General features: G+C 60.0%; 17 protein-coding genes. 3 read left to right on the forward strand and 14 right to left on the reverse strand.

The genetic code is table 11. The annotated features are described in order from the left end of the window. Positions 1 to 194: 194 nt before the first annotated feature. Both H7C18_RS05315 and H7C18_RS05320 read right to left on the reverse strand, forming a co-directional pair. The gene (locus H7C18_RS05315) at positions 195 to 704 is read right to left on the reverse strand and encodes a GNAT family N-acetyltransferase (protein ID WP_185127984.1); all 510 of its coding nucleotides are present in this window, start codon (positions 702 to 704) and stop codon (positions 195 to 197) included. Continuing rightward, positions 701 to 1,429, reverse strand: coding sequence for a phosphonate ABC transporter ATP-binding protein (locus H7C18_RS05320; RefSeq protein ID WP_185127985.1), 729 nt, complete (start codon positions 1,427 to 1,429; stop codon positions 701 to 703). The genes H7C18_RS05315 and H7C18_RS05320 overlap by 4 nt, the downstream gene beginning before the upstream one ends. 157 nt (positions 1,430 to 1,586) lie before the next feature. Here H7C18_RS05320 and H7C18_RS05325 point away from each other — a divergent pair, with 157 nt between their 5' ends. Further along, positions 1,587 to 1,817, forward strand: a complete 231-nt coding sequence (locus H7C18_RS05325; RefSeq protein ID WP_185127986.1) for a hypothetical protein — start codon at positions 1,587 to 1,589, stop codon at positions 1,815 to 1,817. Between the two features lie 5 nt (positions 1,818 to 1,822). On the opposite strand, the gene H7C18_RS05330 is transcribed toward H7C18_RS05325, so the two are convergent. Then, entirely contained in the window at positions 1,823 to 1,960 is a 138-nt protein-coding gene (locus H7C18_RS05330) for a hypothetical protein (protein WP_185127987.1), read from the reverse strand. A 186-nt stretch (positions 1,961 to 2,146) separates the two neighbouring features. On the opposite strand from H7C18_RS05330, the gene H7C18_RS05335 reads away from it, so the two are divergent. Further along, on the forward strand, positions 2,147 to 2,896 hold the full coding sequence (locus H7C18_RS05335; RefSeq protein ID WP_185127988.1) for an HAD family hydrolase: 750 nt from the start codon (positions 2,147 to 2,149) through the stop codon (positions 2,894 to 2,896). A gap of 553 nt (positions 2,897 to 3,449) precedes the next feature. Here H7C18_RS05335 and H7C18_RS05340 read toward each other — a convergent pair. The 11 genes from H7C18_RS05340 to pdhA all read right to left on the reverse strand — a co-directional run bounded on the left by H7C18_RS05340 (position 3,450) and on the right by pdhA (position 14,857). Continuing rightward, entirely contained in the window at positions 3,450 to 4,298 is an 849-nt protein-coding gene (locus H7C18_RS05340; protein WP_185127989.1) for a methyltransferase domain-containing protein, read from the reverse strand. Between the two features lie 164 nt (positions 4,299 to 4,462). Next, positions 4,463 to 5,575, reverse strand: a complete 1,113-nt coding sequence (locus tag H7C18_RS05345) for a glucosaminidase domain-containing protein (protein ID WP_185127990.1) — start codon at positions 5,573 to 5,575, stop codon at positions 4,463 to 4,465. 125 nt (positions 5,576 to 5,700) lie between these two features. After that, positions 5,701 to 6,021, reverse strand: a complete 321-nt coding sequence (locus tag H7C18_RS05350; RefSeq protein WP_185127991.1) for a hypothetical protein — start codon at positions 6,019 to 6,021, stop codon at positions 5,701 to 5,703. 156 nt (positions 6,022 to 6,177) lie between these two features. Then, positions 6,178 to 7,668, reverse strand: a complete 1,491-nt coding sequence (locus H7C18_RS05355; RefSeq protein ID WP_185127992.1) for a glutamate synthase subunit beta — start codon at positions 7,666 to 7,668, stop codon at positions 6,178 to 6,180. Positions 7,669 to 7,847: 179 nt separating this feature from the next. Next, on the reverse strand, positions 7,848 to 8,339 hold the full coding sequence (locus H7C18_RS05360; RefSeq protein WP_185127993.1) for a dihydrofolate reductase: 492 nt from the start codon (positions 8,337 to 8,339) through the stop codon (positions 7,848 to 7,850). A 126-nt stretch (positions 8,340 to 8,465) separates the two neighbouring features. After that, positions 8,466 to 9,260: a thymidylate synthase gene (gene thyA / locus H7C18_RS05365; protein ID WP_185127994.1), complete on the reverse strand. Its 795-nt coding sequence runs from the start codon at positions 9,258 to 9,260 to the stop codon at positions 8,466 to 8,468. Positions 9,261 to 9,314: 54 nt separating this feature from the next. After that, a complete protein-coding gene (locus tag H7C18_RS05370) occupies positions 9,315 to 9,800 on the reverse strand; it encodes an acyl-CoA thioesterase (protein ID WP_185127995.1) in 486 nt (161 codons plus the stop codon). An 89-nt stretch (positions 9,801 to 9,889) separates the two neighbouring features. Beyond that, positions 9,890 to 11,311: a dihydrolipoyl dehydrogenase gene (gene lpdA / locus H7C18_RS05375; RefSeq protein ID WP_185127996.1), complete on the reverse strand. Its 1,422-nt coding sequence runs from the start codon at positions 11,309 to 11,311 to the stop codon at positions 9,890 to 9,892. 3 nt (positions 11,312 to 11,314) lie between these two features. Beyond that, positions 11,315 to 12,640: a 2-oxo acid dehydrogenase subunit E2 gene (locus tag H7C18_RS05380; RefSeq protein ID WP_185127997.1), complete on the reverse strand. Its 1,326-nt coding sequence runs from the start codon at positions 12,638 to 12,640 to the stop codon at positions 11,315 to 11,317. An 18-nt stretch (positions 12,641 to 12,658) separates the two neighbouring features. Then, positions 12,659 to 13,636 (reverse strand): alpha-ketoacid dehydrogenase subunit beta, encoded by a 978-nt coding sequence (locus H7C18_RS05385; protein WP_185127998.1) that lies wholly within the window; start codon positions 13,634 to 13,636, stop codon positions 12,659 to 12,661. Positions 13,637 to 13,753: 117 nt separating this feature from the next. After that, entirely contained in the window at positions 13,754 to 14,857 is a 1,104-nt protein-coding gene (gene pdhA, locus H7C18_RS05390) for a pyruvate dehydrogenase (acetyl-transferring) E1 component subunit alpha (RefSeq protein ID WP_185127999.1), read from the reverse strand. A 360-nt stretch (positions 14,858 to 15,217) separates the two neighbouring features. On the opposite strand from pdhA, the gene H7C18_RS05395 reads away from it, so the two are divergent. Beyond that, positions 15,218 to 15,964: an alpha/beta hydrolase gene (locus H7C18_RS05395; RefSeq protein ID WP_185128000.1), complete on the forward strand. Its 747-nt coding sequence runs from the start codon at positions 15,218 to 15,220 to the stop codon at positions 15,962 to 15,964. Positions 15,965 to 16,007 lie beyond the last annotated feature (43 nt).

Consider the following 16,007-nt stretch of genomic DNA (forward strand, 5'->3'; position numbering starts at 1 on the left):
CCGGCGATGAATTCCTGCAAAAATACATGCTTTCGGCCCCCGAGCCGCGTGTACAGCGCCATTGACCCCGAAATTCCTGCACATTTGCAGTTTTTAGCTTCGTAAAGGCCAATTCCGGCGGGAATTCCTGCACATTTGCAGTTCTTGGCTTCGTAAAGGTCGATTCTGGCGGGAATTCCTATCTATCCATTCCTTTAAGTTACTGTCTGTGCATTCAATCTCATCGCCATGTCGTGCCAACGGACGCCGCCGTGCTCGTCGTGAACGAGACCGGTCTCGCGGAAGCCGGCGCGCCCGTACCAGCCGATCAGCGATTCCTGACACATGAGCATCGCTTCCCGCAAGCCGAGCTGCCGCGCTTCGTTCAGCAAAACTTCCAGCAGCTGCTCGCCGATTCCTTGTCCGCGCCGGTCCGGATGAACGGCGACCGACAGCACGCACAGCTTGCCGCCGCTGCCGGATCCTCCATGCAACTTCTTGATGCCGACGTCCGAACAGTCCTTCGCGTCCGTTCGCACCCCGCACGCCAGTCCGACCAGTTCCTCGCCCGACCATGCGCCGCGGAACAGTTCGGGGAACGTTCGCCAGCGGTACAGGAACGCTTCTTCCGTCGCCGCCAGCTCCTCCGGATAGCAAGCCAGCTCCAGCCGGTGCGCCAGACGCACGTCCTCTTCGGAACGCAGCGCTCCGATCCGGATCGTCACGACAGACGCACCTTCTCCGCGCCCGTCAATCTCCGGCCGCGCACGTCCAGCACGATCCTTCCGTCCTGAAGTCCCCAGATCTGGTCGGCGAACTTCTCGGCCAGCTCCAGGCGGTGAAGCGCGACGACGATCGTCGTGCCGCGTTCCTTGCACAGCTTCTTCAGCATCTCCATAATGTCTTCCGCCGAGTGCGGATCGAGGCCGGATACCGGCTCGTCCGCCACCAGAAGCTCGGCTCCGTGGGCGATGGCGCGCGCGACGGCGACCCGCTGCCGCTCTCCGCCGCTCAGCTTCTCCGTCGCCTGCTTGGCGCGGTCGATCAGGCCGACCGCCTCCAGCGTATCCATCGCGTCCATGTAATCGTCGTTGCGCACCATGCCGGTCATCCGCCGCAGCCACGATACTTGGCCGACCGCTCCGATGAGCACGTTTTTAAGCGCTGTCTTTTTCTCGTACAGAATCGGCTTCTGCTCCAGGTAGGCGATCTTTCGGCGCACCTTCAATCTCGCCGCGGCTCCGGCCTTGACGACGTCAAGGCCGTCGAACCGGTACTCCCCTTTGGTCCAAGGTTCCTTGAGCGCCAGGCACCGCAGCAGCACCGATTTGCCGCTTCCGCTCGGGCCCACGACGGCCGTGAACGTTCCCGGCTCCAGTTGGCCGCGGATGTCATCCAGCACCGTTTTGCCTTGCGGCAGCTTGCGCGTCAATCCCGATATCGTAATCATGGCTAGGGTAAACTCCTTCTCCGACGTGCCGTAATTCGTTTTTTTTCACATTTCTAGTTTATTGTATTCCGGAACGCCTTTCCATACGAACAAATGTTTGGTATAATCTAAACAAGAACAAATGTTCCGAATATTCCAACGAACGAGGTGGATTGGGATGGCTAACTGCGAACACTTCCGGTTTATGGAACCTTCGATAGGGACCCGCCCGTCTTCGGATCTGACTTTCAAATTTTTTGAGGACGGGAAGCTTGTCATCGTAGACAACGACACCGGACGAACGATAAACCCCCGCGAATTGCGCGGGGGCAGCTACGACTTCTACGTGCGCCAGCGGATCGCGTTCATCAAGCGCGATTTGAACGCCAAGCGCGCCAAGTATGCCTGACGGCTTTACGGCAGGTTTTTGTTGATCTTGTTCAGACTGGACGGGCGACGCGCCATCTTGTCCAAGTGCGGCGTCGTCGATTTCTCCCGGAAGCGGGAAGCGTTCTGCTGATCGTCGATTTTGCTGCTGCTGTTTTTGGGCACCGGTACGGTTCACCTCCTCCCTTTCGCCATTCGGGCGTAAGGGTTTTCTTTTTATTTTGCCACGGCGCCCGCATTTACAAACGCCGGTTTCGGGGCCATAATGAATGAATCGTCCCTTCGCCAGAGCTCCGGTTCCGCGTTTTTGCCGGAGCGGGCGGCATCAATCGTTTAGAAGGAGTTTGCGCCATGAAGCAAAATATTTTGTTCGATCTGGACGATACGCTTATCTACTGCAACAAATATTTCAACCTCGTCCAGGATCAATTCGTCGATCTGATGACCGACTGGTTCGCTCCGTTCGGCATCGGACGCGGAGCGATTATGGACAAGCATAGCGAGCTGGATATCGCGGGCGTGCAGTCGTTCGGGTTCAAAAGCGACCATTTCCCCCAGTCGTTCGTCGATACGTACGATTATTTCAGCCGGCTGACGGGCCGCGCGGCATCTCAAGATGAACGTCTCCGGCTGTGGCGGCTCGGGAACAGCGTCTACGATCATGAAGTCGAGCCTTATCCATTCATGGAAGAAACGCTGCTGACGCTCGCCGCCGAAGGCCATCGCCTTCATCTCTATACCGGGGGTGACGCCATCATCCAGCGGCGCAAAATCGAGCGGATGAACCTGGAGCGTTTTTTCGAGGATCGAATCTACGTCCGCATGCATAAAAATACCGACGCGATGAAGGACATTCTGAAGCAAGGCCGGTTCGACGAGGACCGGACATGGATGATCGGCAACTCCCTGCGAACGGACGTTCTTCCCGCTCTGGAATGTGGCATCCGCGCCATCTACTTGAAGCGTGACCAGGAATGGGCCTACAACCTTCTGAACATCGAGACCCCGTCGAGCAGCGCCATGCTGACGCTGACCGAACTGAACGAGGTTCCTCCCGCCATTCAGCAGCACATCGCCCTTCTGAAACCGCCGGGTCTATGACCTTGGCGGTTGGGCCCGGCACTTCCCCGCGTTACTCCGTTATCCCTATCACTCAGAAGCTCGCCCTGCGCGTTGCACTCAGCGCTATGGTTCCTTATCCCTTTCGCTCAGGTTCCGGCGCGCCGCCGCTGCACCTTTTGTTCGTTTGTTTCGAAATCCCCGTCGCTCAGGCGAATGAGGCTGGAAAATCTTCTTTGCATCGATATCCCCTTCACTCAGACGCCTTTGGATGCAGCTCGTATTCCCCTTTCCTTCGAGATCCCCGTCGTTCAGGGAGGGTCCTATGTGGGCCAGCCGAATCATGTTGCCAATCCGCTCAAGTTTTTTTTGAAAGGACTAGCGCCGTTCTCCTATGGGAAAGGGTTATCAATGGATGGGGGGAGAAAAGAAAGTCTGAGCAAGCGGGATATCGGCAAAAAGGGAAAACGGGTATGGGACATAGATGGATTCCGGAAAGTTCCGAAGAGGCTGGAATGGGGTCTCCTGAACAAACGGGATATGGACGGAAAGGACAAAAAAGGACGGCACGCGCCGTCCCTACGAGATGCGCTCCTTATATGCCATCGGAATGACCATTTTCAGAAGAAAGAGACGAAGACGTCTTCACGCCCGTTGCGGTCAGAAAATACATGCGCATGTGCGCGGCATGCCGCCCGATCCACTCCCGATAGTCTCTCTCCGCCGTTTTCCACGCTTCTTCCGTTAGATAGCCGTCCCGCTGCATCTGGGGTCCGCGGCTGGATGCGGTATCCGCCCAAAGCGCGATGCGGCCGATGAAGTCGGCGTCGTCGCGGAAAGTTTCCTCGTGAGTGGGCTCGATCCGGACGTCCGTCAGTCCCGCCTCGCCGAGAAGCGTCCCGAGACGGTCGGCGATGCCGTTGTCCAGCCCCGCATCCAAGCGCCACTTCAAATACGCTTCGTAAAAAGCGAGCATGCTTTCCGGAGGCTGAGGGTCCCAGACGATTCGGCCATGGTTGTAATCGGCCAGAACGACGCTCCCGCCTTCCTTCGTGGCGGCTGCCATCCGGTTCACCGCTTTGGCGGGATCGGAGAGCCAGATGAGCACCCGTGCGGCAGTCACGACGTCGAACCGCTCCTCGAAGGCAAGCTCGTAGAGATCCCCGACTTCGAAAGAGAGCCATGGAACGTCGCCATGAGCACTCCTCGCCTGCTCGATCAGCCGCGGATTGTTGTCGATGCCGACGACCCGGCCTTCGGGGCCGACGGCTTCGGCGATACCGCGCGAAATGGCTCCGGTGCCGCAGCCGACGTCCAGTATCGCCATTCCCGGCCGGAGAAGCCGCGCCAGACCGGGATTCGCTCCCGCCAGCGTCCGCGCGTTCAGAACGTCTGTCAGCTTCCCCGATAAAACAGCCCTCTGTTGGGCTTGATATTCGCTCATGCGAGGATACTCCCTTCTCTTGGACCGTTCGCGGTCCCTCTGTAGGCTTGATTGTAGCTCCTTTCTCTCTCTCATCGAAATATATAAAATCGATGGATTGATAGTTTCAACCTATAAGCAAGAAAACGCAAAACAAAACCGGCCCCGCATCTTGCGGAAACCGGCTATTTCGAGGTAGTTTCGGGCAGGGAGACAAGCATGTCGAACAGTTTGCGGACGCCGTCGGACCAGGCCGGGTCTTCCGCGTACGTGCGATTGAACCAGGCGAACGGCTCAACCCCTTTCGGCCGGCTTTTGCCGAGCTTGGCGATCAGCTTCGCGGCGATCTCGGACGTATCGGCGATGTCGGTGTTATACTCCTGCCAGCTGTGGAACACATTGAACGGGTTGTTCGCTATGCGAAGAGCTTCCTTCTTCGATTTCGGAACAAAGCCTTGCTCCTGTCCGGCGATCGCAAACAGCAGCAGCGGGTGAACGTCGTATTTGCGCGCGCTCGCGACGATTGCTCCGAAGTAAGGCTCGTTCGCCAGCATCGAGTCCCGGCCGCGCAAATACGTTTTGACGGCTGCCTCGTCGAAGTCGGCGTACCGTAACGCTTGCGGCATGCCGGGGCCATCCGGTTCCGCGGCCGCCGGAACTGAGTGCGGCGCCCGCCCCGCAGGCCCCGGCACCGCAGCTTCCTGGCGCTCCGCCTGCGGCAGGAGCGCCAAGCCCGCGCCGGCGGCGAGCGTCGCCGCCAGCAGCATCCATGCCGCGCGGCGGCCGAGCGCCGCGGCGAAGCCCTTCGCAGCGCCCGCATCCGCAGGCGCTGCGTCGATCGCGGCGAGCGGCAGCGCCGCGCCGCCGTCCATGACCGCGGGCGGCAGCGCTTCCGCCGGCGACGGAACAACGGCCGGAAGGAGCGAACGCCTTCCGGCCCGGTCCAGCCGGGAGTCGAGCTGCTCCCGGCTCCATCTGCCGCCGGCCCGCTGCTGCAGCCAGCGGGCTAGCGGCTCGGGGTCGATGTCCGCGCCGAGGCCCGCATCCGCGCACGCGTCCACCACGTCGCCCTCGCCGACTTCGCGCTGTTCGCGGATGAGGCAGCGCCGAATCAGCTCGCCGGCGACCCGCGCCTTCACGTCCGACGGCAGCTCGGGGAGCCGCCGCTCCAACGCTCCGCGGACCGCGTCGGCCACGATCTCGGCCTGCTTCGCGCCGGGAAGCGGGGCGAACTTCGTCTGCACGTAGCGGCGAATGACTAGGACGTCCGATGGCGACAGCAGCGCGGTTTGGCCCATCCGTTCCCTTCCTCTCTCCGTACTCTATGAAAACCGTCCCGATCAGTTTATCATAGAGACCGGCTCAGAGGAAGATATTGTCTGGCCTGCTGCCACACGCGGGAAGCGTAATGTCTGCTGTTCTGCTACCCTTGCCGAACCGCCTCCGCGATCGCTTGCTGCACTTCTTTTCCGCGAACATAGGCCGCGATCTGCTCTTTCTCGAAAAAAGTAAACTGATACTCGCAGTCGCAACCGGCGTCCAGAGGTATGATCTGAATCGGATCTCCGTCCGTCGTGCAAACGACAAGCGCGGTCAAGTCGATCAGATCGTCCGGGACCGGCGTCGCCGATTCGGTCGTAAAGCGCAGCTCCACGTCCACCCAGTTGTCGTCCCTTTTCTCCGCATGCGGGAAAAAGGCGGCGAACCGAAGCTCGCGGCTTCGATCGTCCCCGTATTTGATCATGAATTCTACCTCCATCAAAAATCCCCCAAAAGCGACGCGAAGTTCGAAGTTGATTTCGATCCTTTTGGGGGAGTCCCGAATGCTGCAAAGGGTTGCTCCCGCCTGCGAAACCATCCGCTGCAGGAACAACCCTTATCGTTAGTGGAATCGTTGCCTTTACGGCAGCATCGAGGAGCCCATCAAATACTTGTCAACCTCGCGAGCCGCCTCGCGGCCTTCGTTGATCGCCCAGACGATCAGGCTTTGTCCGCGGCGCATGTCGCCTGCGGCAAACACCTTGTCCGCGCTCGTCTTGTACTTGCCGTATGCGGCCTTGACGTTCGTCCGGCGGTCCGTCTCCAGGCCGAGCTGATCGATGATCGTCCGCTCCGGACCTTCGAATCCGACGGCGACCAGCACGAGCTCGGCCGGCCATACTTTCTCGGTCCCCGGAATCTCTTCGTAAATCTTGCGGCCCTGCTCGTCCACGTAACGGCGGATTTGCACGGTGTGCAGTTCCTTTACGTTGCCGTTCTCGTCGCCGACGAACTTCTTCGTCAGGACGGAGAATGCGCGCGGATCTTCGCCGTACAGCGCCTTGGCTTCTTCATGCGCGTAATCGAGCGTATATACGTTCGGGAATTCCGGCCACGGGTTGTTGATTTGGTCGCGCGTCAGCGGCGCCTTGGCATGCGTGCCGAATTGGGTAATGCTGGCGCAGCCGTGGCGAAGGCTCGTCGCCACGCAGTCGGTTCCGGTGTCGCCGCCGCCGATGACGATCACGTTCTTGCCTTCGGCCGAAATGTAGTTGCCGTCCTGCAGATTGGAATCCAGGTAGCTCTTGATCGTAGCGTTCAGGAAATCCATCGCCGGGACGATGCCTTTCAGATCGGCCCCTTCGACGTTGCCGATGCCGCGGGCTTTCGTGGCGCCGCCGCACAGGACGACCGCGTCGAATTCGTCGACCAGCTGCTGCGAGGAAATGTCCTTGCCGATCTCCGTGTTCGTCACGAACTTCACGCCTTCGGCGGCGAGCAGATCGACGCGGCGCTGGACGAGGTCCTTCTCGAGCTTCATCGTCGGGATGCCGTACACGAGCAGTCCGCCGATCCGGTCCGCGCGTTCGTAGACGGTTACCGTGTGGCCCGCCTTGTTGAGCTGCGCCGCGGCGGCCAGGCCCGCCGGGCCGGAGCCGACGACGGCCACTTTCTTGCCCGTTCGCGTCTTCGGCGGCTGCGGCACGACCCAGCCTTCCTGGAAGGCGCGGTCGATGATCGCTTGTTCGATCGTTTTGATCGTGACCGGATCGCCGATCAAGCCGACTGTACAGGACCCTTCGCAAGGTGCCGGACAGACGCGTCCCGTAAATTCGGGAAAGTTATTCGTCTTGGACAGACGCTCGTAAGCTTCCTTCCACAGTCCCCGATAGATCAGGTTGTTCCACTCGGGAATCAGGTTGTTGATCGGGCAGCCGGAGGCGTTCCCCGCCAGCTCGATGCCCGTATGGCAATAAGGCGTGCCGCAGTCCATGCAGCGGGCGCCTTGGGTTCTCAATTGTTCTTCGGAGAACATCCGGTGGAACTCGTTCCAGTCCTTGATGCGCTCCAACGGATCGCGGTCGCTCGGCAGCTCCCGCTGATATTCCATAAATCCCGTAGGCGTCGACATCTTCATTTCCCCCATCTGTCGGTGTTCCGCTCTTGCGGCTTGCAGCATTCCCGGCCGATCTGCTCCGTCCGAGAACGGAAGCCATCGATTTGCACCCTGTTTCAGCGATATTTAGTCATGCTACCAGACTGGACGGCTGTCCAGAATGGATTATCTTCTCAATTGTTTGCACGATTCGTCTACGGACGACGGCGTTCGTACACGCAAAAATAGTAATCGACGTCATTCTTCTCGTCGCGGATACCGGGTTTTCGCGAGACGAGTACCCATTCGCTCTTGCCGAATTCGGGGAAGTACGCGTCGCCCTCGTAAGCCCGTTCGATCTCGGTCAGCAGAATGCGGTCGGCGACCGGCAGCATCAGCGCGTAGATCTCCGCTCCGCCAATGACCATGATCTCTTCGCCCGCCAGCTCCGAGACCGCTTCTTCAGCCGACCGGACGAGCCGGCAGCCTTCCGGCGCTTCCTTCATCGTGCGGGACAAAATCACGTTGGCGCGATCCTTAAGCGGCCGGCTCCCGAACGACTCGAACGTCTTGCGCCCCATCAGCACGGTCTTGCCGATCGTTTGCGCTTTGAAATAAGCCATCTCCGCCGGCAGCTTCCACGGCAACGCGTTGCCGGCGCCGATGACCCCGTTCGCTCCGGCAGCGGCAATAAGCGTAATGGTCATGAATTCGATCCCAACCTTGTCGATTTCGTAGTTCCATCATACCATATCGGGTCAACCGGTGACTACCGAACGATCCGTCTCTTCTTGCTGGAATTGTTCGGAGAATGGCCGTTCGACACCGAATATTCACACGGCGACGGGCGCTTTGATGGACGGATGATGCTCATACCCGACGAAGTCGAAATCTTCGTATCGATAGTCGAAGATCGACTCGGGCCGCCGCTTGATGACAAGCTTCGGAAGCGGCAGCGGATTCCGCGTCAGCTGGAGCTTCACCTGCTCGAGATGATTGCGGTAAATATGGACGTCGCCGCCGGACCAGATGAATTCGCCGGGCTCCAGATCGCACTGCTGCGCCACCATATGGGTGAGCAGCGCGTAGGACGCGATATTGAAGGGCAAGCCGAGGAACGAATCCACCGATCGCATGGTCAGCATGCAGCTCAACTTGCCGCCGGCTACGTAAAATTGAAAGGCATAGTGGCACGGCGGAAGCTTCATCCGCTCGATCTCCGCGACGTTCCATGCGCTGACCAGATGACGCCGGGAATCGGGATTCCGCTTGATCGCTTCGACCACCTGGGCGATCTGGTCGATCGTCCGCCCGTCCGGCGTTTCCCAGGCGCGCCATTGCGAGCCGTAAACCGGGCCAAGATCGCCGTTCTCGTCGGCCCATTCGTCCCAGATCGAGACTCCGTTCTCCTTGAGATAGCGGATATTCGTCTCGCCGCTGAGAAACCACAGCAGCTCATGGACGACGGACTTCAAATGAATCCGCTTCGTCGTCACGAGCGGAAACCCTTCGGACAGATCATATCGAAGCTGCCGTCCGAACACGCTGATCGTGCCGGTACCGGTGCGGTCTTCTTTTTCCATGCCATGATCCAGGATGTCCTGAAGCAAATCCAAATAATTGCGCATCGCGAACACCCCTTTATGTCGTCGGTTTACAAAACATTGTATCATCCGCAAGCTTCATCTGTCGACGAAATAACGCTGAGTCCGCCGCTGCGTCCTCCGTTCGTAGCGTTCCGGAGCGGTCTCGTGCAGCTTGCGCTCCACATCCGTCTCGGGAAGCACGGCAGGCACCGCTCTCGGCTTGCCGTCCGCGCCGACGGCGACGAACGTCACGAAGCAAGTCGTCGCCGTCCGCCGCTCCCCCGTCTCGGGATTTTCGGCGCGCACGACGCAGACGACTTCCATCGAAGTCCGCCGCGTCCAGGTGACGAACGCTTCCAGCTCGATCGTCTCGCCCATTCGGATCGGCGAGATAAAATCAAAGCTGTCCGCCGACGCGGTCACGACTCTGCTGCCGCAGTGGCGCATCGCCGCGACGACGCAGATTTCGTCGATCTGCTTCATCAGGTTGCCGCCGAACATCGTCCCGTGGTAGTTCGTCTCGCCCGGAAATACCAGCATCGTCTGGATCGATCGCGATCGGCTGGCCGGTTTGGCATCCATAAGCTGCGCCCCCTCTCTTTGATGTCCCTCTTAAAAAAAGCATCCTGACCCTAGGGCGGTCAGGATGCCGGAATGCGTTCTGGCGTTGCTTATCTCTTCGGCGCGACAGTGTGGATCGGATGGCCCATGGCCAGCTCCGCCGTATCCATCGCGATCTCGCCGAGCGTCGGATGCGCATGGATCGTCAGCGCGATGTCTTCGATCGTCGCGCCCATCTCGATCGCCAATCCCAGCTCGGCGATCATGTTGGAGGCTTCCACGCCGGCGATTTGAGCTCCGAGCACGAGTCCGTTGTCCGCGTCATGGACGAGCTTCATGAAGCCGTCCGCGCCGTCGAGCGTTACCGCACGGCCGTTGCCGCCGAACGGGAACTTGCTGACCTTGACGTTAAGGCCCTTGTCTTTGGCTTCCTTCTCGGTGTAGCCGACGCTTGCGCATTCCGGATCGGAGAACGCCACGGCCGGGATGCACTTGTAATCGACTTTGGACGGCAGTCCGGCGATCGCTTCGGCGGCCACTTTCGCTTCATAAGAAGCTTTGTGCGCCAGCGCGGCGCCCGGTACGATGTCGCCGATGGCGAAAATGTGCTTGATGTTCGTACGGCATTGTTCGTCCACTTCGATCAGTCCGCGTTCGCCGACTTTGACGCCGATCAGATCGAGTCCGAGCTCGCCGTCCGTGTTCGGACGACGGCCGACCGTCACGAGCAGGTACTCGGCCGTGACCGTCTTCGTCTCGCCGCCCGCTTCATAGGTAACCGTCACGTCTTTGTCCGTCTGCTCGGCGCTCTTGGCCAGCGCGCCGGTAACGATCTCGACGTTGTTCTTCTTCAGCTTCTTCACGACCAGCTGGCTCATATCCTTGTCGAAGCCCGGCAGAATCGTGTCCGCGCCTTCGAGGATCGTCAGTTGGGTGCCGAACTTCGCGTACATCTGGCCGAGCTCGGCGCCGATGTAGCCGCCGCCGATGACGATCAGGCTCTTCGGCACTTCCGGAAGCGACAGCGCTTCGGTCGACGACAGGATGCGGCCGCCGAACGGGAAGGCTTTAAGCTCGATCGGCCGGGAGCCGGTCGCAATGATGCAGTTCTTGAAGCGATAACGCGGCGCTTCCTGATCGTTGAACAGGCGCGCTTCGTTCTCGTTGATGAACATCACTTCGCCGTGGAACATTTCGACTTTGTTCGCCTTCAGCAGCATTTCGACGCCGCCGGTCATCTTGTTCACGACGGAGCCTTTATATTCTTGCACCTTGCCGAAGTCGACAGCCACCTTCTCGGCGGACAGGCCGTACTTGTCGGCATGCAGCATTTCTTCGTAATGATGGGCGGCATTGATCAGCGCCTTGGACGGAATACAGCCGACGTTCAAGCAGACGCCGCCGAATTTGCCTTTGTCCGCGATGATGACCTTCTGGCCGAGCTGAGCCGCGCGGATGGCCGCGACATAACCGCCGGGACCCGCACCGATGACGAGTGTATCAATATCGAGAGAAGCGTCTCCTACGACCATGTCTTATACCTCCATGACGAGCAGCTCGGGATCGGCGAGCAGCTGTTTAATGTAGTTCAAGAAGTTCTGAGCGGTTGCGCCGTCGACGATGCGGTGATCGAAGCTGAGCGACAGAGCCATGACCGAAGCGGCGACGATCTCGCCGTTCTTGACGACCGCCTTCTCGGAGATGCGGCCGGTGCCGAGAATGGCCACTTCCGGGAAGTTAATGAGCGGCGTGAAGAACATGCCGCCGGCGGAGCCGATGTTCGTGATCGAGATCGTGCTGCCCTTGATCTCGTTCGGGGCCAGCTTGCCGTCGCGGCCGCGGGCCGCGAGATCCCGGATCTCGTTCGCGATCGTCCAAATGTTCTTGCGGTCCGCGTCGAACACGACCGGTACGAGCAAGCCGTTGTCGGTGTCGGTGGCGATGCCGATGTTGTAATACTTCTTATACACCAGTTCGTTGGCCGCTTCGTCGATCGTCGCGTTGAGCGCCGGGAATTCGCGGCAGGCCGCGACGAGCGCCTTGACGATGAACGGCAGGTACGTCAGCTTGACGCCCTTCTTCTCCGCGAATGCTTTGGACCGGCTGCGCAGCGCGACGAGCGCGGTTACGTCCACTTCGTCAAGCAGCGTCACGTGCGGAGCGGTGTAAGCCGACTTGACCATCGCGTTCGCGATCGCCTTGCGAATGCCCTTGAACGGCACGCGCTCTTCGACGCCGGGGCCCGCTTGCACGGCCTGCGCCGCCGGCTTGGCAGCGGCTTGAGCTTGTCCGGCGGAAGGCGCCGCATCCGATGCCTCAGCCTTCGCGGGAGCGCCGCCGCCTGCATAAGCAAGCACGTCCTCGCGGGTGATGCGTCCGTTCTTGCCGGTGCCGCTCACTTCGGCGATGGCGACGCCTTTCTCGCGGGCGAACTTGCGCACGCTTGGCGTCGCGAGCACGAGCGCGCCCGGCTTCGCCGATTCGGACGCTGCCGGTGCCGGCGCGGCGGCGGCACCGGATTCAGCCGCCGGAGCCTGCGCGGGCTGGCCTTGCGTATCGGCGCCGCCCGTGGCAGCTCCGCCGTGTGCCGGCTCGGCGTCATGGCCTTCCGGCAGCTCGCCTTCGGCCTCGATGACGGCGACGACTTCGCCTACGCGCATCGTCTGGCCGTCCTTGGCGAGCACTTCCAGCACCTTGCCGTTGACCGGGCAAGGTACTTCCACGATCGCTTTATCGTTCTGGACTTCCATAATGATATCTTCGTCTGTTACCGCCTGACCCGGCGCGATGTGCATTTTGACGATTTCGCCTTCGTGCAGTCCTTCGCCGAGTTCCGGGAACCGATATTCGAATCGAGCCACGTCGAAACCTCCTGTCTATTAGAACTGCATCACTTGATTGACGGTTTTCACGATGCGGGCCGGCGTCGGCAGCCAGGCGTCTTCGATCTGCGCGAACGGGTATACCGTGTCCGGAGCCGCGCAGCGAAGCACCGGCGCTTCCAGGTGCAGAATCGCCTTCTCGTTGATCTGGGCGACGACTTCCGCAGCGGCGCCGGAAGACTTCTGCGCTTCCTGAACGACGATCGCGCGGTTCGTCTTCTGGATCGACGCGACGATCGTGTCGATATCAAGCGGCATGAGCGTGCGCAGGTCGATGACCTCGGCCTTGACGCCGTTCTTCTCCAGCTCGTCCGCCGCTTTGAGCGCGGTGTGAACCATCAGGCCGTAAGCGATAATCGTGACGTCCGTGCCTTCGCGAACGACTTTCGCCTTGCCGATCGGCACGGTGTAGTCCCCTTCGGGCACTTCGTCGCGGAATGCGCGGTATAAGTTCAAATGCTCCATGAAGAAGACCGGGTCGTTGTCGCGGATGGCCGAGATCAGCAGCCCTTTGGCATCGTAAGGGTTGGAAGGAACGATCACCTTGAGGCCCGGCGTCTGCATGGCCAGCCCTTCGAGCGAATCCGTATGAAGCTCCGCCGCCTTGACGCCGCCGCCGAACGGGGTGCGAAAGACGATCGGCGCGTTGTAGCGGCCGCCGGAACGGTAGCGCATCCGGGCCGCTTGAACGAACATCTGGTCGAGCGCTTCGTAGATAAAGCCGACGAATTGGATTTCCGCGATCGGACGGAAGCCTTGCGTGCCGAGACCGACCGCCATGCCGCCGATTGCCGACTCGGCCAGCGGGGTGTCGAATACCCGGTTCGGCCCGAATTCGGCCTGAAGCCCTTCCGTGGCCCGGAACACGCCGCCGGCATGACCGACGTCCTCGCCGAAGATCAGCACGTTCGGATCGCGCTTCAGCTCGGTCCGCATCGCGTCTTTAATGGCTTCGATCATATTCATTTGTGCCATGCTGCTAACTCTCTCCCATCATTGGATTATGAGCGGTAACCGGAGAACTTCCCCGAAGGCTTCCCCGGCAGCGGCCGTAAGTCGCGCAATGGCGAGCTGCCGCTTCGGGGAAAGCTTTTATTGGAAATCGGCTTTTTGTTCTTCCAGATGCGGCGGCGTGTTCTCGAACATGCTGTCGATCAGGCCGGCCACGGTCATTTTCTCGGTTTGTTCGGCTTTCTTGATATGCTCGTTCACGGCCGCCTTCGCTTCTTCCTTGACGCGGGCCGTATCGTCTTCCGTCCAAAGGCCTTTCGATTCCAGGTACTTGCCGAAGCGGACGAGCGGATCCTTGAGGCTCCACTCCTGCTCTTCTTCCTTGGTGCGGTATTTGGACGTGTCGTCCGACATGGAGTGCGGGCGGAACCGGTACGTCAGTCCTTCGATCAGCGTCGCGCCGCCGCCTTCGCGGGCGATCTCCGCCGCTTCGCGGACCGCCGCGATGACGGCGAGCACGTCCATTCCGTCGACTTGAACGCCGCGAACGCCCGCCGCGAGCGCCTTATGAGCGATCGACTGGGCGCCCGTTTGCTTCGCGTAAGGCGTCGTAATGGCATAGCCGTTATTTTGCACGAAATAAATGACCGGCAGCTTGAACGAACCCGCGTAGTTGAGGCTCTCGTAGAAGTCGCCTTCCGAAGAACCGCCGTCGCCCGTATACGTAATCGCGACGCGCTTCTCGTTCTTCAGCTTGAAGCCCATGGCGATGCCCATCGCATGCAGCACTTGGGCGCCGATGATGATCTGCGGCATCAACACGTTGACGCCTTCCGGAATTTGTCCGCCATGCTGGTGGCCGCGCGAATACAGAAAAGCCTGATACAGCGGAAGGCCGTGCCAAACGATCTGCGGCATATCGCGATAACCGGGGCAAACAAAGTCGTCCTTGTTCAGGGCGAATTCGCTGCCGACCATCGTGCCTTCCTGTCCGGATACCGGAGCATAGAAGCCCAGACGGCCCTGGCGCCCGAGATTGATGGCGCGATCGTCCCAGGTGCGGGTATAGACCATGCGGTACATGATTTCCTTAAGCTCGTCGTCGGAAAGTTCCGGCAGCTTCTCGGAATTGACGACTTCTCCTTCCGGAGACAATACTTGCAAAGGTACGACATCTTCCGAGCGCACTTCGTACGGATAAGATTGAACCGGCTTTACCGGAGCGTCCAAAGAACCTTTACTCATTTCGCTCACCTCGTCTGGAATTGTGGAAGAGGGCTTTCTGTTATAGAATTATTATAGCGCTGTATGACTGGATTGGTCAAAGAAAAATAGCTGATTTTCTTGATTTTGCTCCTCATTTTTCTGTTGAATGTTTATAGTACAGCGATTAAAGATATGTAACACACAGTAATACAATCGCCGATGAAAACGCTCCGAATCCGAATCCTGCCAAGGATTTATCCGAACCTTCGGCGCGATCGAACCGGTCTTCGGCGAGATTTGCCGGCGGTCTGCGGGCATGCCCGCTCCGCCCTTCCCTATGGTGTACCCATGAGCTTCGTCCTCCATACCCTACCGATCGGATGAAAGGAAGTCATCGTCATGAGCGAATCTTCATTGTACAAACGCACGATTATCCGTCACGAAGTGCCCAGCCGCCACCTCGCGGAAGGAGTCCGCTCCTTGCGCGTCTATTTGCCGCCGGGCTACGACGAGAGCCGCCGTTACTCCGCTGTATACTGCCAGGACGGCGAAGATTTTTTCAACTTCGGACGGATCGCCACGATCGCCCAGAAGCTCATTCTGGAGCAAAACTGGGAGCCTTTCGTCATCGTCGGCGTCGACGTGGACAAGGCGCACCGGACAGCCGAATATATGCCGGGCGGCGAACGGCACGAAGCGTATGTACGCTTTTTCAATGACGAGATGGTTCCGTTCGTGGAGGCCCGCACCTCCCTCCGGCAGGCGGCGGAAGACCGCCTGCTGGCCGGCGACTCGCTGGGCGGCGCCGTCAGCCTGTCGATCGCGCTGGACCGGCCGGACCGGTTCTCGCGAATCCTCTCGCTGTCGGGCGCGTTCTACGACGGCTCCATCGCCCAAATCCAGGCGGCCAAAGATTTGTCGAGCTTGTCCCTGTGGATGGTTGTCGGCCTTCAGGAGCACGCCTACGAGACCGACCACGGCCGATTCAACTTCGTGCAGTTGAACCGGATGGCGCGCAAGCTTCTGGAAGCCCGCGGCGCTTACGTCGATTACCGGGAGAAGGACGGCGAGCATAAGTGGGGGTTCTGGCAAGGCGAACTGCCGGAAGCGCTCGGCGCGTTTCTCGGTCCGGATGCCCATATGTAACCCGTCAAAACGAGAAGCCCCGCATCCGCCGTTCAAGCGGATA

It is taken from the genome of Cohnella zeiphila, assembly GCF_014212055.1.
Lineage (GTDB): Bacteria > Bacillota > Bacilli > Paenibacillales > Paenibacillaceae > Cohnella > Cohnella zeiphila.